The organism is Pseudomonas rosaeacicularis, from assembly GCF_057128745.1.
In genome coordinates this window covers 163,362-185,022 of the sequence record NZ_JBSKHT010000014.1, presented here as the reverse complement: position 1 = coordinate 185,022, position 21,661 = coordinate 163,362, and the positions used below count along the sequence as shown (strand labels likewise).

The 21,661-nt window shown below is 60.0% G+C and carries 20 protein-coding genes; 15 read left to right on the top strand and 5 right to left on the bottom strand.

Features of this window, described 5'->3' with window-relative positions; translation table 11 throughout:
• The first annotated feature begins 551 nt into the window (after positions 1–551).
• Positions 552–1,205: a TetR/AcrR family transcriptional regulator gene (locus tag ACWKWM_RS19285; RefSeq protein WP_483847666.1), complete on the top strand. Its 654-nt coding sequence runs from the start codon at positions 552–554 to the stop codon at positions 1,203–1,205.
• 548 nt (positions 1,206–1,753) lie between these two features.
• Here the strand turns inward: ACWKWM_RS19285 and ACWKWM_RS19280 are convergent.
• The gene (locus tag ACWKWM_RS19280; RefSeq protein ID WP_483847665.1) at positions 1,754–4,519 is read right to left on the bottom strand and encodes a beta-glucosidase; all 2,766 of its coding nucleotides are present in this window, start codon (positions 4,517–4,519) and stop codon (positions 1,754–1,756) included.
• Between the two features lie 471 nt (positions 4,520–4,990).
• Between ACWKWM_RS19280 and ACWKWM_RS19275 the strand changes: the two genes are divergently transcribed.
• The 14 genes from ACWKWM_RS19275 (at position 4,991) to ACWKWM_RS19210 (ending at position 18,675) form a co-directional block, all read left to right on the top strand.
• Positions 4,991–5,233 (top strand): hypothetical protein, encoded by a 243-nt coding sequence (locus ACWKWM_RS19275; RefSeq protein WP_483847664.1) that lies wholly within the window; start codon positions 4,991–4,993, stop codon positions 5,231–5,233.
• Positions 5,234–5,313: 80 nt separating this feature from the next.
• Positions 5,314–7,032 carry a type II secretion system ATPase GspE gene (gspE, locus tag ACWKWM_RS19270; protein ID WP_483847663.1) on the top strand — a complete coding sequence of 573 codons (1,719 nt, stop codon included), beginning with the start codon at positions 5,314–5,316 and terminating at the stop codon, positions 7,030–7,032.
• A gap of 1 nt (position 7,033) precedes the next feature.
• On the top strand, positions 7,034–8,236 hold the full coding sequence (gene gspF, locus ACWKWM_RS19265) for a type II secretion system inner membrane protein GspF (RefSeq protein WP_483838761.1): 1,203 nt from the start codon (positions 7,034–7,036) through the stop codon (positions 8,234–8,236).
• Positions 8,237–8,272: 36 nt separating this feature from the next.
• Positions 8,273–8,701, top strand: a complete 429-nt coding sequence (gene gspG, locus ACWKWM_RS19260) for a type II secretion system major pseudopilin GspG (RefSeq protein ID WP_483847662.1) — start codon at positions 8,273–8,275, stop codon at positions 8,699–8,701.
• A 9-nt stretch (positions 8,702–8,710) separates the two neighbouring features.
• Complete coding sequence (locus tag ACWKWM_RS19255; RefSeq protein WP_483847661.1) at positions 8,711–9,148, top strand: GspH/FimT family pseudopilin; 438 nt, start codon at positions 8,711–8,713, stop codon at positions 9,146–9,148.
• Positions 9,145–9,519: a type II secretion system protein gene (locus ACWKWM_RS19250; protein ID WP_483847660.1), complete on the top strand. Its 375-nt coding sequence runs from the start codon at positions 9,145–9,147 to the stop codon at positions 9,517–9,519. The genes ACWKWM_RS19255 and ACWKWM_RS19250 overlap by 4 nt, the downstream gene beginning before the upstream one ends.
• Positions 9,519–10,145, top strand: coding sequence for a type II secretion system protein GspJ (locus ACWKWM_RS19245; RefSeq protein ID WP_483847706.1), 627 nt, complete (start codon positions 9,519–9,521; stop codon positions 10,143–10,145). The genes ACWKWM_RS19250 and ACWKWM_RS19245 overlap by 1 nt, the downstream gene beginning before the upstream one ends.
• Positions 10,142–10,864 carry a type II secretion system minor pseudopilin GspK gene (locus tag ACWKWM_RS19240; RefSeq protein ID WP_483847659.1) on the top strand — a complete coding sequence of 241 codons (723 nt, stop codon included), beginning with the start codon at positions 10,142–10,144 and terminating at the stop codon, positions 10,862–10,864. The genes ACWKWM_RS19245 and ACWKWM_RS19240 overlap by 4 nt, the downstream gene beginning before the upstream one ends.
• Positions 10,861–11,922, top strand: coding sequence for a PilN domain-containing protein (locus ACWKWM_RS19235; protein WP_483847658.1), 1,062 nt, complete (start codon positions 10,861–10,863; stop codon positions 11,920–11,922). Before ACWKWM_RS19240 ends, ACWKWM_RS19235 begins: the two co-directional genes overlap by 4 nt.
• Complete coding sequence (gspM, locus tag ACWKWM_RS19230; protein ID WP_483847657.1) at positions 11,897–12,544, top strand: type II secretion system protein GspM; 648 nt, start codon at positions 11,897–11,899, stop codon at positions 12,542–12,544. Before ACWKWM_RS19235 ends, gspM begins: the two co-directional genes overlap by 26 nt.
• Positions 12,541–13,065 (top strand): type II secretion system protein N, encoded by a 525-nt coding sequence (locus ACWKWM_RS19225; RefSeq protein ID WP_483847656.1) that lies wholly within the window; start codon positions 12,541–12,543, stop codon positions 13,063–13,065. The genes gspM and ACWKWM_RS19225 overlap by 4 nt, the downstream gene beginning before the upstream one ends.
• Positions 13,062–15,401 carry a type II secretion system secretin GspD gene (gene gspD / locus ACWKWM_RS19220; protein ID WP_483847655.1) on the top strand — a complete coding sequence of 780 codons (2,340 nt, stop codon included), beginning with the start codon at positions 13,062–13,064 and terminating at the stop codon, positions 15,399–15,401. Before ACWKWM_RS19225 ends, gspD begins: the two co-directional genes overlap by 4 nt.
• A 1,167-nt stretch (positions 15,402–16,568) precedes the next feature.
• The gene (locus ACWKWM_RS19215; protein ID WP_483847654.1) at positions 16,569–18,065 is read left to right on the top strand and encodes a helix-turn-helix transcriptional regulator; all 1,497 of its coding nucleotides are present in this window, start codon (positions 16,569–16,571) and stop codon (positions 18,063–18,065) included.
• Positions 18,066–18,417: 352 nt separating this feature from the next.
• On the top strand, positions 18,418–18,675 hold the full coding sequence (locus ACWKWM_RS19210; RefSeq protein ID WP_483847653.1) for a CsbD family protein: 258 nt from the start codon (positions 18,418–18,420) through the stop codon (positions 18,673–18,675).
• A 44-nt stretch (positions 18,676–18,719) separates the two neighbouring features.
• Here ACWKWM_RS19210 and ACWKWM_RS19205 read toward each other — a convergent pair whose 3' ends face one another.
• The 4 genes from ACWKWM_RS19205 to ACWKWM_RS19190 all read right to left on the bottom strand — a co-directional run bounded on the left by ACWKWM_RS19205 (position 18,720) and on the right by ACWKWM_RS19190 (position 21,652).
• A complete protein-coding gene (locus ACWKWM_RS19205) occupies positions 18,720–19,133 on the bottom strand; it encodes a RidA family protein (RefSeq protein WP_483847652.1) in 414 nt (137 codons plus the stop codon).
• A gap of 67 nt (positions 19,134–19,200) precedes the next feature.
• On the bottom strand, positions 19,201–20,181 hold the full coding sequence (locus tag ACWKWM_RS19200) for an agmatinase (RefSeq protein WP_483847651.1): 981 nt from the start codon (positions 20,179–20,181) through the stop codon (positions 19,201–19,203).
• A gap of 46 nt (positions 20,182–20,227) precedes the next feature.
• Positions 20,228–20,995: an amino acid ABC transporter ATP-binding protein gene (locus tag ACWKWM_RS19195; RefSeq protein ID WP_483847650.1), complete on the bottom strand. Its 768-nt coding sequence runs from the start codon at positions 20,993–20,995 to the stop codon at positions 20,228–20,230.
• 12 nt (positions 20,996–21,007) lie between these two features.
• Positions 21,008–21,652, bottom strand: a complete 645-nt coding sequence (locus tag ACWKWM_RS19190) for an amino acid ABC transporter permease (RefSeq protein ID WP_483847649.1) — start codon at positions 21,650–21,652, stop codon at positions 21,008–21,010.
• Positions 21,653–21,661 lie beyond the last annotated feature (9 nt).

Sequence of the window (21,661 nt, the reverse complement as noted above, 5' to 3'; positions counted from 1 at the left end):
GGTATTTACGGTCTATAAATTTAATTTATTGGCAATTAATCGTCATTTTACAGGCTATTTTTGGAATTAAAATAGAGCATCTAAACCTAGTTGCAATTAGGTTTAGTCACCTGATATGCTTGCTCCGCGTCGAATCCTGATGCGGTTTGATCGCTTGTTATTTTACTTTTTACTTGTCAATTCTGTTTGAGGGTTAAAACCTTTAAGTTTCTCTTCAGTGCTGATTAGTTATCTGTGCGTTTTATGTGGGCAACAAAAAATCTCAAGCCCGATGCTTACAAGTTTCGGGCGTTTTCGTTGTCTGCGCTGACTTCAAAGCCAAGCTCTTTAACAAGCCAAAATATTAAATGACCGGGTCGGCACACGCGGGGCAATACAGCCAATAGCAACGGGCGCGTATTTTTTTGTCTGCCCGGTGCGGTAGCTATGTCCAGTGTTTGCTGAGCGCCATAAGCGAACATTGGCGGCGAAGGCTCATCGCGTTGCCGGGCAGGTTTGCGGCACATCTGTGTTGTCGGTACCCTACGCGGCTGTCGATCAAGGAGTATGAGATGACGCCGCCAACCCCGTCTGACGTGGGCATCGAGCCGCCGACCGTCACCAAACACCGACGCGCACCCAAGGGCGAGAAGCGTCGTGAAGAGCTGCTCGACGCGGCACTGCAAGTATTTTCCCTGGAAGGGTACACCGGGGCCTCTATGGCTCAGGTCGCCGGCATCGTCGGTATTTCGGTAGCCGGGTTGCTGCACCACTTCCCAAACAAGGTCTCTTTGTTGATGGGGGTGCTGGAGCGACGCGATGCGATCAGCCAGAAAATCGCCGACGAGGTGCGCGGTGATAACAGCCTCAGTGGATTGCTCGGCAGTCTGCGGGCAATCAATCGCTCAAACTCGACTGCCCCTGGCGTGGTGCGCGCGTTCACCATTCTCAATGCCGAAAGTCTGTTGAACAATCAACCGGCGTGGGAGTGGTTTCAGAGCCGCTATCGTATGATCCACGGGCGGTTGCTGGAGCAGTTTCAGGGGTTGGCAGACGCGGGGGAGGTTCGGCGGGATGTCAATTTGTCGGGGCTGGTGGAAGAGATTCTGGCGATGATGGATGGGCTACAGATTCAGTGGCTGCGTTTCCCGGAACGATTCGATCTGGTGCAGCGCTTTGATGACTACATCGCCCGGGTCGATGCCGCGATTCGGGTTGCTCCTTAAATGTCGATGCTGCGGTTCGGCTTGCTCCTTAACTGTCATCTGCGATTCGGGTGGCTCCTTGACCGTAGGAGCGCGCTTGCCCGCGAAGCTTTTGATTCGGGGCCAAGCCCGTAGGAGCGCAGCTTGCTCGCGATCCGGTGCGCAGCGCTGGCAGCAATTGTGAATGCCACATTTCTACGACTGCTGCGCAGCCGATCGCGGCCTCGCGTTGCTCGTGCGCTCCTACAGGATTTCGTGTTCACCCACTGACGCCTGATGTACGCAAATCCTCTGTAGGAGCCAACTTGTTGGCGAGCGCTTGATGCGGTGTATCAGGTACATCGCCTCGCGAACAAGTTCGCTCCTACAGGTTCATTGGGCGAACGCGTCGTGTGCCAGTGTTGATCTGTAAAAACCTGCGGGAGCGGGTTCATTTGTAAAAGGGTGGTGCATCCGACGCCGCTTGCATTGTCAGGCCAGTCCCTCACGAATAAACCCGTTCCCCCAGGTTCTCGTGTTTTAAAAAGAGGCTCATCCCTGAGCCAGCGATCTATCCCTGATTCAACGCATCAATTGCCAGCGGCGCTCGACTTGTTGGTGGTGGTAGTGGTGTCGTCGGTGCTGTAACCGTCGCCTTCGCTGGTGTCGCTGTCGTCAGCTTCGTTCTGGTGCATCACGCCGCCGGTGGTAACCGGTGGCAGAGTGACCTTCGTCGAGTTCAACGCTGAACGTGGCAGCGGGTTGCTGGTGGCGGTGGAGAGTTCCTGACGGAACGGATTCACCAGTTTGGCGTTCAGGCGAATGTCCTGCGACGACGAACCCAGGGCGATGTTGAAGGTGTCGGCATCGACCACCCACTGCTTGCTCTTGACGTCGAAGTAGGCCAGCGAACGGTCGTTCAGCTCGATGGTCACGCGCTTGCTTTCACCCGGCTTCAGGAAGACTTTCTTGTAGCCCTTGAGCTCCTTGATCGCGCGTTCAACTTTCGGGTTCTTCTGACCGACATACAGCTCGGCCACTTCAGAGCCGCCGACCTTGCCGGTGTTGCTCAGGTCGAACGACACTTTGATCGGCGCGCCTGCCACCGCAACGCCTGGCGTCACGCTGATATTGCTGTAACCGAACGTGGTGTAGGACAGGCCGTAGCCGAACGGGTAGAGCGGCTTGATGCCTTTCTTCTCGTAGCCGCGATAACCCAGCATCAGGTCGTTCGCGTAGCTCATTTCCTTCAACTGCTCTTCGTTGTCGAAGTTTTTGAAGGTCGAGTAGATCGGGTTGTCTTCGATGTTGCGTTCGATACTGATCGGCAGCTTGCCCGACGGGTTGACCTTGCCGAAGAGGATTTCAGCCAGAGCCTGACCGCCGTTCTGACCTGGGTAGAACGCGTGCAAAGCAGCTGGCACCTGATCGATCCAGTCACTCATCTTCAGACCGGTACCGCCATGCATGGCGACCACGGTGTGCGGGTTGACCTTGGCGATGTTGTTGATCAGATCGTTCTGGAATTCCGGCAGATCGAAGCTGTGGTCGAAACCTTCGCCTTCGTACTGGTTGCTGTTGCCGACCGCGACAACCACAGCGTCGTACTTGGACAGATCTTGCGGAGCGACCAGCGAGGCCCAGCTCATCTGCACGCCGACCAGGCCGCCCATGGTGGAGAGGTAACCGTCACGACGCGAGTATTCGAGCTTGATGTCGTAAGACTTGCCCGCTTCGAGCTTGAGCTTGGCGAAGACCGGAATGGTCGGCGGAATGCTGTTGCTCGGCAGGTGTTCGCCGTCACCGTTGTCGATGATTTTTTCGCCATTGACGTACAGGCGCACCGCGCCGTCAGCCCGGACCTTGAACACTTGCTCACCGCTGACGGTTGGCGTGACCTTGCCGGTGTAGCGGATCGACGTGTTGGAGGTGTCACCACTGACTGGCAGATCTGAATCGCTCGACCAATCCAGATTGACGCGGGTGTCTGTGCGCGTGGCGGCCGGATCACCGGACCAGTTGGCGTTGGTGAAGAACTCGGTTTTGAGGCCCGGGACGTCTTTGCCTGCACTGTCGGTGTTGCTCCAGACGGTGGTGGTCGGGTCCAGTGACAGGCCGTCGATGAACTCGACCTTGGCGTTCGGCGCGATCTGCTTGAGGCCGCTCAACTCGCTGACGTAATGAGCTGCCATGACGTTGGCGCTACCGAAACCGGTAGGCGGTGCGTACTTGGCCAGCTCACCGACCACGGCGATGGATTTGACCTTGGTCTTGTCCAGCGGCAGCAGATTGCTCTGGTTTTTCAGCAGCACGATGCCTTCGCGGGCAGCGTTCAGCGCGATCTTGTTGCTGGTGGCGCTGTTCATGTTGTGTACGGTCGACGGGGTCTTGCTGTCGAACTTGTACAGGTAGATGTTTTTGAGGATGCGACGGACTTTGTCGTCGATGGTCGCCGCGCTCAGTTCACCGCTGTCCAGGTGAGGCTTGAGCACCGAGCTGTTCATCTGGTAGCCCATCATGTCCAGATCGGTACCGGCCTGCGCTGCTTCATAGCCATGCACGACCGCGTTGTAGTCGCTCTGGACGAAGCCTTTGTAGCCCCATTCTTTCTTCAGAATGTCGCGGATCAGGTGCGTGCTTTCGCAGGCGAAGTCGCCGTTCACCTTCTGGAAGGAGCACATAATCATCGCGGTCTTGCCGTTCTTCGAGGCAGACTCGAAACCGGGCAGGGTCATTTCGCGCAGTACGCGCTCGTCGATGGTCTCGTTCAGGTTGAAGCGGTTGGTTTCCTGATCGTTGGCCGCGTAGTGCTTGGTGTTGGCCCACACGCCGCGCGATTGAATGCCGTTGACCACCGCAGGCACCAAGCTTGCACCCAGGAACGGGTCTTCACCGGACAGGTATTCGAACGCACGACCGCCGTACGGCATGCGATACAGATTCACGCCGGGTCCGGTGATGAACTGATAGCCGCCGGTGGCGGTGTCGTAGCCCAGCGCGCGACCCAGATCGATGGCGCGACGCGGGTTCCAGGTGGCGGCAAGGTTAGGGCCGGATGGGTAAACCACACCCTGGTCGTTGCCTTCGCTGGTGTAGCGAACGCCGACACCGCCGTCTGCGCCGTGGATTTGCGGAATGCCTTGTGAGGCCAGCGGCTTCACATCCCAGCCGCCGGTACCGCCGATGTACGCCAGTTTTTCTTCCTGGCTCAATTTCGCCAGGGTTTTTTCAGCGGCCTTGTCGGCGCGCATTTCGCGAGCGGCGAGGGTGGAGTCATCGGCTGCATAAACCTGTGATACCGCCAATGCCAGCAGGGCCAAAGCCGAGTGAGCACCGATCATTTTTTTATTGCGCATATAAAGCTCCAACACATTTAACTGAGTCAATTAGTCGCAGGGCGACTGTTGATGTTTTGTAACTTTCTCCGGGCAATAAAGTGCCGTTATCGTGACTTTTAATTGAAATTAAAAAGACGATATTTGCCGTGTTTCACTGATTTTGTTTTATAGGATTTGTGTTGTAGACGGTGTTTTTGTGACATCGAAGTGATATCGCGTGATATCACTTTGAATCAAAAAAGCGGGTAAATTAAGAGCTTTCTTGCAACAAAAAGTCAAACGAAAGCTGTAAATTGCGTGATTTGACACTTTCTTTTACAAAGTACTGAACCTTCGCTAAACCATTGGGTCGATAGGTTTAAGAAATTTCGGGTGCTCGTCGCTGTTCTTCTGGTGGCACTTAGCTCCACTTTCTTAGTTTGAGCCTCTGGTCTGGTAATTTCAGGGCAGTGCGCACTGCTTTTTATTTAATTGATGTGGAGAAAGTTTATGAAACTGCCCCTGATTGGTGCGAGTGTTGTTCTTGGCCTGACACTTTGTGGCGCTGCAATGGCTGCAGAGTCCACGGATGCCGACGCCACTTCCGGCGCAACGGACTCCACGGTAATGACCCAGTCCCAAGACGCCAAGGCTGTGAAAAAGCAGAAAACCGAAGTGACCAAAGGCGGCCGTCCGCAGAGCAGCAGCTCAAGCACGACCACCAGTGGCACCTCGTCGAAATCCTCGAACTGATGTTCTGAGGTTTCTCGACCGGCTCCCTCCCCAAGCGGGAGCCGTTTGCTCCTTCGATCTACACAGAATTCTTGCTGCTTATGTCTCCAAACCCCGTCGACGCTACCCAATTGCAGATTCCGGATGCCGAGCAGCTCTGCGCCTGGCTGGGCGAGAACGCAGGCCTTAAAGCCGCTGATCTGGACCGCGCCCGGCGCTTGCTTGCTGAGTCCGAAGGCGCCGAGTTGCTGGCGCTGCTGACGCGACTGGGTCTGGTGTCCGAGTTTGAAATGGCCCGCGCCTGGGCCGCCTTGCTGCAGGCACCGTTGATCGTCGCCGATGCAGCTCCCGCGCTGATCGATCCGCTGCCGCCGTTGACCGAGCGCTTCATGCGCCACTATCAGGTGGTGCCGCTGGAATGGCGGGATGACGGTTTGCACGTTCTGGCCGCCAATCCAACCGAGCTGTTCGCCCTTGAAGCGATTGCCTACGGCTGTGAAGTCCCGGTCCGGCTGTCAATCGGGCCACGCAATGACGTGGAAACCCTGATCGAGCGTTATTACGGCCAGGGCCGTTCGGCGATGGGCACCCTGATCGAAAACCTCGACGAAGAGGGCGGTTCGCTGGAAGACATCGAGCACCTCAAGGACCTGGCCTCCGAAGCGCCGGTTATTCGTCTGGTCAACCTGATCCTGCAACGCGCCGTCGAACAGCGCGCCTCCGACATTCATATAGAGCCGTTCGAAAGCCAGCTCAAAGTGCGTTACCGCATCGACGGCGTGCTGCACGAAGCTGAAGCGCCGCCGTCCAGTTCTTCGGCGGCGGTCATCTCCCGAGTGAAGATCATGGCCCGGCTGGACATCGCCGAGCGTCGCCTGCCCCAAGACGGCCGGATCATGCTGCGCATCCAGGGCAAGGAGCTGGATTTGCGGGTGTCCACGGTGCCCACCAGTTTCGGCGAATCGGTGGTCATGCGTTTGCTGGACCGGCAGACCATCAATTTCGATTTCCAGAGCCTGGGTTTCGACGGCGACCGCCTCGATGCGTTTCTCGATGTGCTCCAACGGCCCCACGGCATTTTGCTGGTGACGGGCCCGACTGGCTCCGGCAAAACCACCACCCTTTATACGGCGCTGTCGCAGCTCAACACCGCCGAGCGCAAAATCATCACCGTGGAAGACCCGGTGGAATACCAACTCGAAGGCATCAACCAGATTCAGGTCAAACCGGCCATCGGTCTGGACTTTGCGGGCGCGCTGCGTTCCATCGTGCGTCAGGACCCGGACGTGATCATGATTGGTGAGATGCGCGACCTGGAAACCTGCCGCATCGCCATTCAGTCCTCGCTCACCGGCCACCTGGTGCTCTCGACGCTGCACACCAACAGCGCCGCGGCGAGTATCACGCGGCTGCTGGACATGGGCGTCGAAAGTTACCTGATCGCCTCGACCGTCAACGGCATTCTGGCCCAGCGCCTGGTGCGTCGCCTCGATCCAGAAACCCGCGAAGCCTTCGAAGCGCCGCAGGAGTTGATCGACGAACACGAACTTCATCGCTTCACCGATGAGCGCCCGATTCGGCTGTATCGTCCGCGCGCCGATGCGCCCGGTGGCGGTTATCGCGGCCGCAGCGCGATCACTGAATTGCTGGTGATGAATGAAGAGTTGCGCGGCCTGCTGATGCGCCACGCCGACGCCTCCACGCTGGAGCAGGCCGCCCGCCGTTCGGGTTTGCGCACGCTGCACGAAGAAGGCCTGCGCCAGGCGGTGGCTGGCGTCACTTCGCTCGAAGAAGTGCTGCGCGTAACCCGAGGCGAATGACATGACCCCGTTCAAATACCGTGCCCTTGACGGCCAGGGCGCCGAACAACACGGCGTGCTCGAAGCTAAAGACAAAGACACGGCCGTCGCGCTGCTGCACAAACGCGGGCTGATGCTGCTGCATATAGAAGCTTCAAGTCTGGGCGGCCTGCGGCAGGCGTTGGGTCGCGGCACCCTGAATGGCGCGGCGCTGATGAGCTTCACCCAACAACTGGCGACCCTGCTGGGCGCCGGTCAGCCGCTGGAACGCTCGCTGACCATTCTGCTCAAGCAACCCGGCCAGCCGCAGACCCGCGCCTTGATCGAGCGCATTCGCGAACAGGTCAAAGCCGGTAAACCGCTGTCGGTGGCGCTGGAAGAAGAGGGCCGCCAGTTCTCGCCGCTGTACATCAGCATGGTCCGTGCGGGCGAGGCGGGCGGGGCGTTGGAAAACACCCTGCGCCAGCTCAGCGATTATTTAGAGCGCAGCCAGCTGCTACGCGGCGAAGTGATCAACGCTCTTATCTACCCGGCCTTTTTGGTAGTCGGCGTTCTGGGTGCGCTGGCGCTTTTACTGGCGTACGTGGTGCCGCAGTTCGTGCCGATTTTTCGAGATCTGGGCGTCCCGATTCCCTTTATTACCAAAGCCATTCTGTGGCTCGGGCAATTTCTCGGCGCCTACGGATTGTTGGTGCTGGGCGGGATCATCGCGCTGGTGTGGGGAATGGCCTTGCGCCTGCGCGATCCGCAACGCCGCCTGCGCCGCGACCGCCGTTTATTGAAAACCCGAATCATCGGCCCGCTGTTGCAGCGCATCGAAGCGGCGCGATTGGCGCGCACCCTTGGCACGCTGTTGAGTAACGGCGTGGCGTTGCTGCAAGCGTTGGTGATCGCGCGACAGGTTTGCACCAATCGCGCATTGCAACAGCAGGTGGAACAGGCCAGCGAGTCGGTGAAAGGTGGCGGCACCCTGGCCAGTGCCTTTGGCGCTAATCCGCTGTTGCCGGACCTTGCGCTGCAAATGATCGAGGTCGGCGAACAGGCCGGCGAACTGGACAAGATGCTGCTCAAAGTGGCCGACGTATTCGACGTCGAAGCCAAGCGCGGCATCGACCGCATGCTGGCGGCCCTCGTCCCCACATTGACCGTGGTCATGGCCGCACTGGTGGCGGTGATCATGCTCGCCATCATGCTGCCGCTGATGAGCCTGACCAGCAATATTTGAACCCTTTTTGACGATTTTCACGAGGAAAGCCCTGCAATGAAGCGCACCCAATTCAACGCTCCAACCCGCCGCCAGCGCGGTTTCACCCTGCTGGAAATGCTCGCCGTGATCGTGCTGTTGGGCATCGTCGCGACCATCGTCGTGCGTCAGGTGGGCGGCAACGTCGACAAGGGCAAATACGGCGCGGGCAAGGCGCAACTGGCAAGCCTGTCGATGAAGGTCGAGAGCTACGGCCTGGACATGGGCTCGCCACCGAAAAGCCTTCAGCAACTGGTGGAAAAACCGGCCAACGCCGCCGGCTGGGCTGGTCCATACGCCAAACCTTCGGACATCAAAGACCCGTTCGGCCACGCGTTCGGCTATCGCTTCCCCGGTCAGCACGGCTCGTTCGACCTGATCTTCTACGGTCAAGACGGCCAACCCGGCGGCGACGGCTACAGCGCTGACCTGGGCAACTGGGAATAATCCGACGCCATGATCGCGCCTGCTAAAAGCCGTGGTTTTACCCTACTGGAAATGCTGGTGGTCATCGTCTTGATGAGCATCGGCATCGCGCTGGTCGGGTTCGGCTTGTCTCAGGGTTTGCGCTCGGCCAGCGAACGGCAAGTGGTCGGGCAGATGGTGCAGGCGCTGCGCACGACCCGCAGTGCGGCGATCGTCAGCGGTCAGATTGCCGAGACGAAATTCGATTTGAAACAGCGCACTTTTCAGGCGCCGGGTCAGCGCGTACAGCAATGGCCTGCGGACTTGGGCGTGCAAGTCAACACCGCCGCCGATCTGGACTCCGCCTTTGCTTTCAATCCTGACGGAAGCTCCAGCGGCGGCAATCTGGTGTTGTTTCATGGCGAGCGCAACTGGCGCATCGACGTGGGCTGGCTCACCGGCAGCGTCAAGAGTCGAGCGCTGAAATGAACAGGCGCGAACAGGGTTTTACGTTATTGGAAATGCTCGCCGCGCTGGTGGTCATGGCCGTGTGCAGCAGCGTATTGCTGGTGGCGTTCGGGCAGAGCGCGCGCTCGTTGCAACAGGTCGAGCGCAGTGATCGTCTTAGCCAGGCAGCGCGCTCGGTGCTCGATGATCAGGGCATAGGCGCACTGCAAAGCGGCACCCAGGAAGGCGTATTCGATGGCGACATTCACTGGGCATTGGCGGTCTCGGAGCAGTCCTCCAAAGCCGGACAATCGCGCTTGATGCGTTTGGACCTGACCGTCAGCGAAGGCCGACGTCGCGCCCAGTTCAGCACCTTGCGACTGGTCAGCCCTGCCAAGGGGGCCAGTCTGTGATCAGGCACTCACATCAGCATCAGCGTGGCTTCACGCTGCTGGAAATCATGATCGTGCTGAGCCTGCTGGCGGTGCTGTTGACCCTGGTCGGCGGCGCGATTCTGGGCGCCAATCGAGCGGTGCTCAAGGCCGATCGCTACACCGCGAGCCTGGATGAACGCCGCGCCGCGCAGACGTTTTTGCGCAGCGCCATCAGCCAGGCGTTGCCGCTGGACACCTCGGAAAATGACAGCGAAAGCTCGGGGTTTTTCGAGGGTTCTGCCCAGCGCTTGCAGTTCGTTGCGACCTTGCCCGGTAATCTCGGCGGCGGCATTCAACTGCACACCGTTGAGCTGGGCGGCCCTGAATCGGATCGGCGCTTGCAGATCGCCTTCGCTCAGGTGCAAGGCAATGTGCTGCGCGCCTGGGGCGAACCGCAGGTGTTGTTGCACGGGGTGCGCAGCATGAACCTGAGTTACCGCGGCTTCACGGCGAAGGGTGAGCCCACCGGTTGGGTCTCGCCGTGGCCGTGGCCCAACCGTTTACCCCGTGCGGTACGCATTGAGGTGCAGATGAAAGGCCCGGTGGGCTGGCCGACCGAAGTGGTTGCCTTGCGTCTGGACTTGTCCGGCGGGACGGGCGGATGAAAAGACAAAAGGGCATCGCCCTGTTGCTGGTGTTGTGGGCACTGGCCTTGCTCAGCCTCTTGCTCGGCGGTCTGGCCGGTTGGGTGCAACTTGAAACCCGTCAGGGGCTCTGGCAACGCCAGCACACTCAGGCGTTACTGGCCGCCGAGGCGGGGATGAATCAGGCGGTGCAGGCGCTGCTCGACAAGTCACATCGCCCACGCTGGGTCGCTGACGGTCGCGGCACGCCGCTGCGTTTTGACGAGGCGCAACTGGTGGTGGGCGTGACCAGCGAGCGCGGCAAGCTGGACCTGAACGCGGCGCAGGTCGATGACGTGTCGAAGGTGGCTCAGGCCTGCGGCGCCACTCGCAATCAGGCGGCGCAGCTTGCCAAAGCGCTGCAAGCCAGACGTGGCGGTGATGAACCGCCACTGCGGGTGATCGAAGAACTGCGGCAACTGCCGGGCATGACGCAAGTGCTCTACAGCCGTCTGCTCCCGGAAGTCACGCTGTGGAGCGGTCTGGACCGGCCGGAACCGGCCTTCGCCACGCCGCTGTTGAAGCGCGCCTTGAACATGCCCAATCAGGCGGCGGTCGGCGCCGATCCGGGGGACGTGGTCACCATCGAAAGTCAGGCACAGCTGCCGAGCGGTTACAGCGCCCGGTTACAAACCACTGTTTTATTGAACCCATCGGAGGGTAACGCTCAGCCTTATCGGGTGCTGCGTTGGCAAGAATGAGTCTTTTATCTTCAGCGCGAATGGCGCCGGTCCGTGCCCGTCTCGACGTGATCGTCAGGCAGTGGCGGGCAAGCCCCGCGCAACGCTTGTGGCAGCTGTGGCTCGACGAGTTGCGCGGCTGCTTGCCTGCGCGCGCGCGGCATTGGCTGGTGGACGAAACCCCGGTGCAAACTTGGCAATGGCCTTTGAGCGCGCCATTGGCGACCCGCCGCAGCGATGCTCGACAAGTGCTGATGTTGCCGGTTTCAGCGGTGATGGTTCAGCGCCTGCAATTGCCCTTGGCGGCGTCCCGGGACTTGATGTCGGTGGTCGGCTACGAGCTGGACAAGTTCACGCCGTTCCCCCGCGATCAGCTGTATTACGTGGCGCGGCAGGACGGCCGCAGCGCTGGCTTGGTGCAAGTCACGCTGGTCGCCATTGCCCGCGCACGGCTGGACAAGATTCTCGCGGAATGCGCGGACCTTGGCCTGACGCCCAATATCGTCGACGTGTCCACCAAAGAAGGCATGCAGATGGGCATTGATCTGCTGCCCCATTCGCTGCGTCCCGCGCAAGCCCGAACCGGACGCGGCTGGCAGCGTAAACTGGCCTGGCTGTGTGGCGGATTGCTGATCGCGGTGATGGTGCTGTGGTTGCAGGATCGCCAGCAGTTGCTGGATGAGATGCAGGCCACCGTGCAGGCACAAAAAGGCGATGTCGCGCAGATCCAGCAACTGCGTCAGCAACTGACCAACACCCAGGGCGCCGTTCAATACCTGGCGCAACGCAAAGCCGCGCAGCCGACCATGGCCGCTTTGCTCAGCGAACTGACAGCGTGCCTGCCCAAAGACACCTGGATCGATCAGCTGGAAATCGATGACAGCGCCGAGGTTTCGCTCAGCGGCCAGAGCGCGAAGGCCAGCGCCTTGATCGCCCGTCTCAAGGACTGCCGCAGTTTGGAGAATCCGCAATTTCAGGGCGTGATTCAGCCCGATGCCGACACCGGCAAAGACCACTTTTCCCTGCGCGCCCACTTACACCAGGAGGCCGCACATGCGTCGACCCCTGACACCCCGTGAACGTCGCGGCGCCGCGCTGATCGTCCTGGCTTTCGTGCTGTGCGCCGCGTATTGGCTGCTGATCGACAGCTGGTTCGCCGGTCCCTTGCGCAATCTCGACGAGCAGGCCGATCAGCTGCGCAGCCAGCAACAGCGATACGCTGGCCTGCTGCAACAGGGTGACTCCCTGCGCAAGCAACTGCAAAAGGCGCAAAAGGACCCGGCCAGCAGCACCAGCCTGTTGCCCGGCGAAGACCCCAGCGCCGTGGCTGCCGATTTGATGCAGCGGGTAGCCGATCTGATCGCCAGTCATGCCGACACCGGCGCCGGTTGCAGCCTGACCCAGCGCATGCCGATCACCCCGGAACAAGAGGGCAACGAGCCTTATCGTCAGGTCAAAGTCAGTTTGACCCTGGAGTGCGGCATCGAGCCGTTGATGGCGATCCTGCATGAACTGGAGTACCAGCGGCCCTTTCTGTTCGTCGACGACATGAGCATTCGTCGCGACGCCAACGCACCGCTCAAGGGTGGCGCGGGCAAGCTGGTCGCACATTTGCTGGTGCGCGGTTATCTGCAACCGGCGCCGATTGCGCAGGCGGCCACTGCCGGCCAAGACACCGCCGCTGAGCAGGCCACGCCATGATCGGTTCATTGAAAACAGTCGAAATAGCCTTGGCCGCTGTCGCCGCACTGCTGCTGTTGCTGGTCGCCTTCGTGCTCAGCGGCATGGGCCATTCCGCCGATTGGCTGGAAGCCCGTGCGCCTCGTCAAAACGTCGCTGCGCAACAGGCACCGAACGTGCCCGCCGCTGAACTGGCCAGCCTGTCGAACACCTGGCAAACGCCGTTGTTCAGCACTGATCGCACCCCGGATGTGTCGCTGCGCAAATCCACGCAGGCCTCAAGTCTGGCCGGTCTGACCCTCACTGGCGTCATCCTCAACGGCGACATGCAGGTTGCGTTCATCCGCGAGAAAAGTGGCCCGGCGCTCAAGGTCCATCGCGGCGAGCGCCTGCCCAACGGCTGGACGCTTGAGTCACTGACGCCGCTGCGAGCGCGTTTCACGCTCGATGGCCGCAGCGAGTCCCTGACTCTGCCGGTGCTGAAACTGCCTCCGCCGTCCACCGAACCCCCGATTTCCCTTTCCAACGAATCCACGCCATGAACCCTTTCTCAGGAGTGAGTAACATCGCTACTTTGCGCACACCCTTGCTTTGCCTGGCCACCGCCGTCGCCCTTGGTGGCTGCGCGACCTCGCCCAACACACTCGATCCAGACAGCGGGATGCTGCGTGAAGCGCTACAGGGAACAGGTTCGCAACGTCCGCCGGTGGACCCGCGCAGCGAGCAGATCCCGCTGGATTCGCAACAGCAACCTGCGGCCAGCGCGCCGACCCGCCAGGTGATCAAGGGCAATCAGCGCTTCGTGCGCACGCCTGCGGTCAAGGCCGTGGCTCAGCCGGTTGGCGCCACGGGGAACCAGGAAGCCGCAGGCGGCGATATCGTCTTCAACTTCACCAACCAGCCGATTCAGGCGGTGGTCAACAGCGTCATGGGCGACCTGCTGCATGAGAGCTACAGCATCGCCGAAGGGGTGAAGGGCGATGTCAGTTTCTCCACCTCCAAACCGGTGGACAAGCAGCAGGCGTTGTCGATTCTTGAGACGCTATTGTCGTGGACCGACAACGCGATGATTCGCCAGGGCAATCGCTACATGATTCTGCCTGCCAGTCAGGCGATCACCGGAAAAATGGTGCCGCAGATGTCCACCGCGCAGCCGTCGGCAGGGTTGTCGGCGCGGCTGTTCCCGTTGAGCTACATCTCCGCCACCGAAATGCAGAAACTGCTCAAGCCGTTCGCTCGGGAAAATGCCTTCTTGCTGGTGGACCCGGCGCGAAATGTGTTGAGCCTGGCGGGTACGCCCGAGGAGTTGGCGAACTATCAGCAGACCATCGACACCTTCGATGTCGATTGGCTCAAGGGCATGTCGGTGGGCGTGTTCGGTTTGCAGCGCGCTTCGGTGGGCGAGTTGATGCCCGAGCTGCAAAAAATGTTCGGCCCCAACAGCGGTATGCCGCTGGCGGGCATGGTGAGATTCCTGCCCATCGAACGCACCAACTCGGTGGTGGCGTTCTCCTCGCAGCCGGAATACCTGAACGAAGTCGGCACCTGGATTCATACCATCGATGAAGGCGGCGGCAACGAGCCGCAGATGTACGTCTACGACGTGCGCAACATGAAGGCCACTGATCTGGCCAAATACCTGCGCCAGATCTACGGCACCGGGGCGATTAAGGAAGAGTCGGCGGCCAAGGTCGCGCCCGGTTTGCGCACCCGCTCGATGTCTTCGCTGACCAGCAACAGCAGCGGCTCAGGTGGCCTGGGCGGCGGCCTCGGCGGCAACAGCAGCAGCGGTGGACTGAGCAGTGGCGGTGGTTTGAATAGCGGAATGAATCAGCAGGATTCAGGCGCTGAGGATCAAGCGACTGCCGGCGAAGATGAAAGCGCTGACAGCGAAACCGGCGACGGCACTGAGTCGGCAGGGTCGGATGAGTCCGGCAGCAAAAAAGGCCTGGACGCCAGCACCCGGATTTCCGCCCAGAAGAGCAGCAATCAGTTGCTGGTGCGCACGCGCCCGGCGCAATGGAAAGAGATCGAAGCGGCCATCAAGCGTCTGGACAATCCGCCGTTGCAGGTACAGATCGAGACGCGGATTCTCGAGGTCAAACTGACCGGCGAACTGGATCAGGGCGTGCAGTGGTACCTCGGTCGTCTGGCCGGTAATTCCACCAGCACCACTGTCGCCAATACCGCTGGCAGCCAAGGCGCGCTGGGCGGTGGCGGGGCCTCGTTGGGCTCGACCGATTCACTGTTTTATTCCTTCGTCAGCACCAATTTGCAGGTGGCGATTCACGCGCTGGAAAGCAATGGCCGCACGCAGGTGCTGTCGGCGCCGTCGCTGGTGGTGATGAACAACCAGAACGCGCAGATTCAGGTCGGCGACAACATCCCGATCAGCCAGACCACGGTCAACACCAGCACCTCCGACACCACCCTGAGCAGCGTCGAGTACCTGCAAACCGGCGTCATCCTGAACGTCGTGCCGCGGATCAATCCGGGCGGTCTGGTGTACATGGATATCCAGCAGCAGGTTAGCGATGCCGACGACAGTGTGCTGGTCAACGGCAACCCGCGCATCTCTACCCGTTCGGTGTCCACGCAAGTGGCGGCGCAGAGCGGGCAGACGGTGTTGTTGGGCGGTTTGATCAAGCAGGACAACAGTGAATCGGTCAGCGCTGTGCCGTATCTGGGGCGTGTGCCGGGGCTGAAGTGGTTGTTCGGTAATAGCAGCAAGTCCAAGGACCGTACTGAGTTGCTGGTGCTCATCACCCCGCGCGTCATCAATAGCAGCAGCCAGGCGAGGCAGGTCACTGATGATTATCGTCAGCAGATGCAATTGCTCCGGCCGCAGGGGGCAGTGCAGTCGATGCAGATGAACTAATACGTTGAGGATCACTCGATCCCCTGTGGGAGCAATCGGAGGTAACAACGGTCGCGATGCGGTATTTCGGGTGTATCGGGATGGTGTGTATATCCGTTATCTACGGTGGACGATCTTGCTGCGTGTCACTCGGTCCCTTGTAGGAGCAATCGGAGGTAACGACGGTCGCGATGCGGTGGGGCTGGTGTACCGGGATGGTGTGTATATCCGTTATTTGTGTGGGCTGTGGTTATGGTTCCGCCCTTACGGCGGGTCACTTTTTTCAAGAGCCAAAAAAGTAACCAAAAAGGCCCTGCTCCTGGTTTGGCCCGACTTCGTCGGATTCCCTCACTCCGGAGACGCTCCGTGGGCACGCGCCGAACGGACATCCATGTCCTGACGGCGCTTGGCGGGCGTCCCTGCCCGCCATCCCACTGCGCGCCGCCTGCGTTCGGCCTGCACCCAAGTCGCGTTTTGTGGTGTCTGGGCTGGCGTGGATGAAGATCAAAAGCGAATGAGAAAGCCTGATCGTTCCTCACGCTCCGCGTGGGAATGCAGCCCGGACGCTCCGCGTCCAATGACGCGGAGCGTCATGAGAAGCGCTACCACGCAGAGTGGGGGAGCGATCATCTTTGGATTGTGTATATATCCGTTATCTGCGTGTGCTGTTGTTATGGTTCCGCTTTTACAGCGGGTCACTTTTGTAAAAGCGACAAAAGTAACCAAAAGTGCTTTGCTCCCGGTTTGGCCCGACGAAGGAGGGCCGGACATCGGAGCAGGGCCTTTTTGGTTACTTTTTCGGCTCTTGGAAAAAGTGACCCGCTGTAAGAGCGGAACCAATATCAGCAACACCAAAAACAACGGATATACACACCATCTGAAGCGTGTCAGCTACACCGCATCGCAGCCTCGCGGTGCTCGTCAGCTCCTACAGGGGATCGCGTTATCCGCACCAGCGAAATCGATATCAGACACACCCAAATAACGGATATACACACCATCTGAAGCGTGTCAGCTGAACCGCATCGGTCGAGCGCGACCCCGAAGCCTCGCGTTGCTCGTCAGCTCCTACAGGGGCTCGCGTGACCCGGACTGCCGCTTATCTCACACCAACTGCACTAACGTGAAACCCTCAGGTCGGATACCGGAGCTGCCAATATAGCTTGCAGCGTTTGAGGAGCGCAGTGAATGATTGAGGCCGTGCTTGCCCGTGAAACCAATCGCCGTCAGTTACAGCAGATCATCTCGGGGTTGTCCGATGGCGTGATCTTGCTCGAACCCGACCAGACCATCCTCTGGGCCAACGAAGCCGCGTTGCAAATGCACGGCGTCAGCAAGCTCGCCGAGCTTGGCACCAACGGCGACCAATACCGCGAGCGCTTCGCCTTGCGCTACCGCAACAACCACCCGCTTGATGCCGATCAATACCCCTTCAGTCGGGTCGCGGCGGGGGACAGCTTCAGCGATGTGGTCGTTGAAGTGAGCGCGGTGGGCGATGAACAAGAGCGCACGAAAGTCCACCGCATTCGCAGCATGATCATCGAAGACCAGCAAGGCGCGCCTGAATCGCTGGTGCTGATCATCGCCGACGCCACCGAATGGGCCAGCGCCGAACAGCGCTTCGAGAAAACCTTCAACGCCAATCCCGCGCCTGCCGTGATCTGCCGCCTGAGCGACTTGCGCTACATCAAGGTCAATCAGGGCTTTCTGGAGATGACCGGGCACACCCGCGACAACGTCATCGGTCGCTCGGTCTATGAACTCGATGTACTGGAAAACGCCGAGCGCAAGGACCTCGCCATCGAGCGTCTGAACCAGGGTGCGACCATTCCGCAAATGCAGGCCGAGCTGAGATTGCCGGAGGGCGGCACCAAGCTGGTGATCGTCGCCGGCCAGCCGTTGGACATGAATGAGGAGGACTGCATGTTGTTCTCCTTTACCGACCTGGAACCCCGGCGCAAGGCTGAAACCGCCCTGCGCCAGAGTGAAGAGCGTTTTGCCAAGGCGTTCCGGCTGACACCGGTGCCGACCCTGGTGTGCAGCGCCGACCGTCAGCACGTCGTGGATGCAAATGAAGCGTTCCTCAATACCTTCGGCTACAGCGCGATGGAGCTGACGGGGCGCTCGGTGGCGGAGCTTGATTTCATCGAGGGCAAAGGTGTCACAGAGCAACTGTTCGATGGCCTGGAAAAAACCGGGAACGTCCAGGGCCTGGACATCAAGCTGCGCAAGAAGGGTGACGAGGTCATCGACTGCGTGCTGGCGGCTGACACTGTGATCATTCAGGACAAAGCCTGTTATCTGCTGGTGCTGATGGACATCACCGAACGCAAGCGCTCAGAGCTAGAGTTGGTGGAAGCGATCGAGGAAGTGATGCAGGACGCATCGTGGTTCAGCCAGACACTGATCGAGAAACTGGCGAATGCCAAAAGCGTCAATGCGAGCACCGTGCCCAATGCCTCGTTCACCGATTTGACCGCACGCGAACGTGAAGTGTTGGGCTTGATCTGCGAAGGCCTGGCCGACAAGGAAATCGCCGCGCGGCTCAAGCTGGCGCCCAACACCGTGCGCAATCACGTCGCGACGGTGTACTCCAAACTCGACGTTCATAGCCGCAGCGAAGCCATCGTCTGGGCCCGCGAGCGCCACCTGTTCGCGGGTAAAAAGCGCGAGAAGGGCAAGTAGATGATTGATGACTGTAAGTCGGAGTGATCATAAACCGGCGTTTTTGACTGGGCGGGAGACCGTGGGAGCGGACCTGTCCGCGAAGGGGACGGTACATCCGACACATGTGTATTGACCATGACCTCGTCTTCGCGGACAGGTCCGCTCCCACGGAATTTAGGCCAGCTGCGCGATAGCGTGGGGTCATGGCGACGGTAGGCTAGCGCGACAGTCAGGTGCAAATGCACTACGCCAACCCCCTCGAATTCACCTGTTGGCCGATGAACGCTTTTTCTACTCTTGATCACATGCCGGGCAACCAATGCATTGCGCGTCCGGCTTCTCATTCAAGAAAGCAGATAAGGAAAACACCATGAAAGCCGAACAAATCAAAGGCGCGGTAGAGCAGGTTGCAGGCAAGGCTCAGGACTGGGCCGGTGACCTGACCGGCAATGATCGCCTGAAAGCCGAAGGCAAAATCCGCCAGACAGCAGGTGAACTGCAAGAGCAGTACGGCGACGTGCTGGATGAAGTCACTTCATTCGCCAAACGCCGGCCCCTGGCAAGCGTGGCCATCGCCGCAGGTGTCGCGATGTTGCTGACTCGGTTGTTGAGCCGTCGTAACGACTGATCATGCGCCAAGGCAGACGGCCCATGTGGCGTCTGCCTTCAGGATCACGCTTCGGGAATCACCGCAATCACGTCGATTTCCATCAGCCATTGTGGCTGCCCCAACGCCGACACCACCAACCCGGTAGAGATCGGAAACACCCCCTTCAGCCATTTCCCCACCACCAGATACACCTCCTCGCGGTAGCGCGGGTCGATCAGGTAAATGGTGATCTTGACGATGTCCTGCAACTGGCTGCCAGCTTCTTCCAACAGCTGCTTGATGTTCTTCATCGCCTGCTCAGCTTGAGCGCCGGCGTCCCCCAAGCCAATCAGATTGCCTTCGAAATCAGTCCCCAACTGCCCGCGCACGTACACGGTATTGCCTGCGCGCACGGCTTGGCACAGGTCGTTGTCGAGCTTCTGATTGGGGTAGGTGTCCTTGGTGTTGAACATGCGGATGCGAGTATGAGTGGGCATGATGGGCCTGCTATTCATCGAACGATAAAAGTGAAGTCGGCCGTTCCCTGGCCTCGATTAAAAAAGGTCAAACGACCGCGTCGGACACCGGCGGCGCGTCGAAATAATCAGCCCGCACAGCGGCGCCGATCAGGTTGACAATCAAGCGTCCGGCCGTGATGCAGCTGATGTTGTTGACGTCGGTGCTCGGAGTGATTTCGACGATGTCCATGCCGACCACTTTGCCCTTGTTCACCAGCCCGTGAATCAGCTTGCGGATCTGCACGTAAGTGATGCCGCCCAACGCAGGTCCGGCCACACCCGGCATGATCGAAGGATCAAGGCCATCAGCGTCGATGGTCAGGTAGTAATTGCCGTTGTCCGGAATCATGTCCAGCACCGACTGCATGCCGTTGTCGTGCACGTCATACGCGGTGATCAGATGCGCGCCGTAATCCACCGCCGCCTGGAAGTCCCCTGGGCGGCCGCTGCCCTGGGCGCGCAGGCCGATCTGGAAGATCTCGCCGATATGCTCCATCTCCGAAGCGCGGCGGATCGGGCTCGACAAGCCGTCGCGCACGCCGTTGATCTCATCGCGCCAATCCAGGTGCGCGTCGATGTGGATCAGGGTGATCTCGCCGCGACCTTCGTAGGCGCGCAGGATCGGGATCGGAATGCTGTGGTCGCCACCGAGGATGATCGGCAACGCGCCCGCATCGAGAATCTTGCGGATCGCCTGCTCGGAACGCAGGCCGTGGCTGTTGAGGTCGGTCGGGTCCGCCGGGACGTTGCCGCAGTCCACCACTTTCAGCGCGCGGTTGTCGTAGATCGGGCCGCCGACGTCGAAGTCGTAGTGGTGCAGGGCGCGGCAGATGCGATCGCTCATGGCACGAATCGCATCCGGCGCTCTGCTTTGGTCGCAGGTGATGTGCTCGGCCACGTAGGCCTTGCCGAACGGCATGCCGATGATCGCGACGTGGGCGTCAAGGGTGTCAAGGTCAGTGCAGATCGGCGACCACAAAAAGCTCTGGTGTTTCTTGGACGGTGGAACGGTCAGTGGGAAGTCCATGGGTGTCTCCTGAACAAAATAAGTAAAAACCACAGCGAAAAAGCGATCAGCCTTCCATCGAAAGGAAGCGGCGCAGCTCGGGGGTTTGGGGATTGGAAAAGAGGGTTTCGGGTTCGCCGGACTCATGCACCAGGCCTTGGTGCATGAAGATCACCCGGTCACTGACCCGGCGCGCGAAGGCCATTTCGTGGGTGACCATGATCAGCGTCATGCCTTCTTTGGCCAGGCCTTCGACCACCTGCAACACTTCGCCGACCAGCTCCGGGTCGAGCGCAGACGTGATCTCATCGCAGAGCAAGACCTGCGGGTTCATCGCCAGCGAACGGGCGATCGCCACTCGCTGTTGCTGGCCACCGGACAACTGATCCGGGAAGGCATCGAAGCGCTCGCCCAAGCCAACCCGCGTGAGCAATTTGCGCGCGTGACGTTCGGCCTCGGCGCTTGAAGTTTTCTGCACAAGACGCGGCGCAAGCATCACGTTCTGCCCGGCGCTCAAATGCGGGAACAGGTTGAAATTCTGAAAAATCATGCCGACGTTCTGGCGCAGTTCGCGCAGCCCATTGCGGTCATCCGGACGCACCAACTGGCCGTCGACCGTGACGCTGCCTTCCTGATACGCCTCAAGCCCGTTCATGCAGCGCAGCAGCGTGCTCTTGCCCGAACCGCTTTTGCCGATGATGCACACCACTTCCTTGCGGGCGATCTGCAGGTCCACGCCCTTGAGCACTTCGTTGTCGCCGAAGCGTTTGCGCAGGCCGCGAATGTCGACCAGTGCAAAGCCGGGGGAGAGGTGTTGAGTGGGTGAAGTCTTCATGTTGTCGGCCCTCTATCGGCGCAGTTTCTGTTCAAGCACGCGGCTGTACCAGGACAGCGGAAAGCACAGCGCGAAGTACATCAACGCGACCGAGCCATAGATGAAAAACGGTTGGAACGTGGCGTTGGTGATGATCTGTCCGGCGCGGGTCATTTCGACGAAACCGATCACCGAAGTCAGCGCCGTGGCCTTGACCACCTGCACCATGAAACCGACGGTGGGGGCGATGCCGACGCGTACTGCCTGGGGCAGGATCACGTAGCGCATCTGCTCGCCGAACGTCAGCGCCAGACTGCTGGACGCTTCCCATTGGCCCAGCGCGATGGACTCGATGTTGCCGCGCCAGATCTCGGTGAGATAAGCGCTGGCGTACAAGGTCAGGCACACCGACGCGGCCACCAGCGGGGTGGTTTCGATGCCGAACATGGCCAGACCGAAATACACCAGAAACAATTGCAACAGCAGCGGCGTGCCCTGAAACAACTGCACGTAAAGCATCACCAGCCCGCGCACAAAACGGTTGCCGGTCAAGCGCAGCACCACCAGCAGTGCGCCCACCAAACCGCCGCCGATGAAGGCGATCAGCGACAAACCGATGGTCCAGCGCATCGCCAGCAACAGGTTTCGGGCGATGTCCCACAGCGTGAATTCGAACATGGGTTTTCC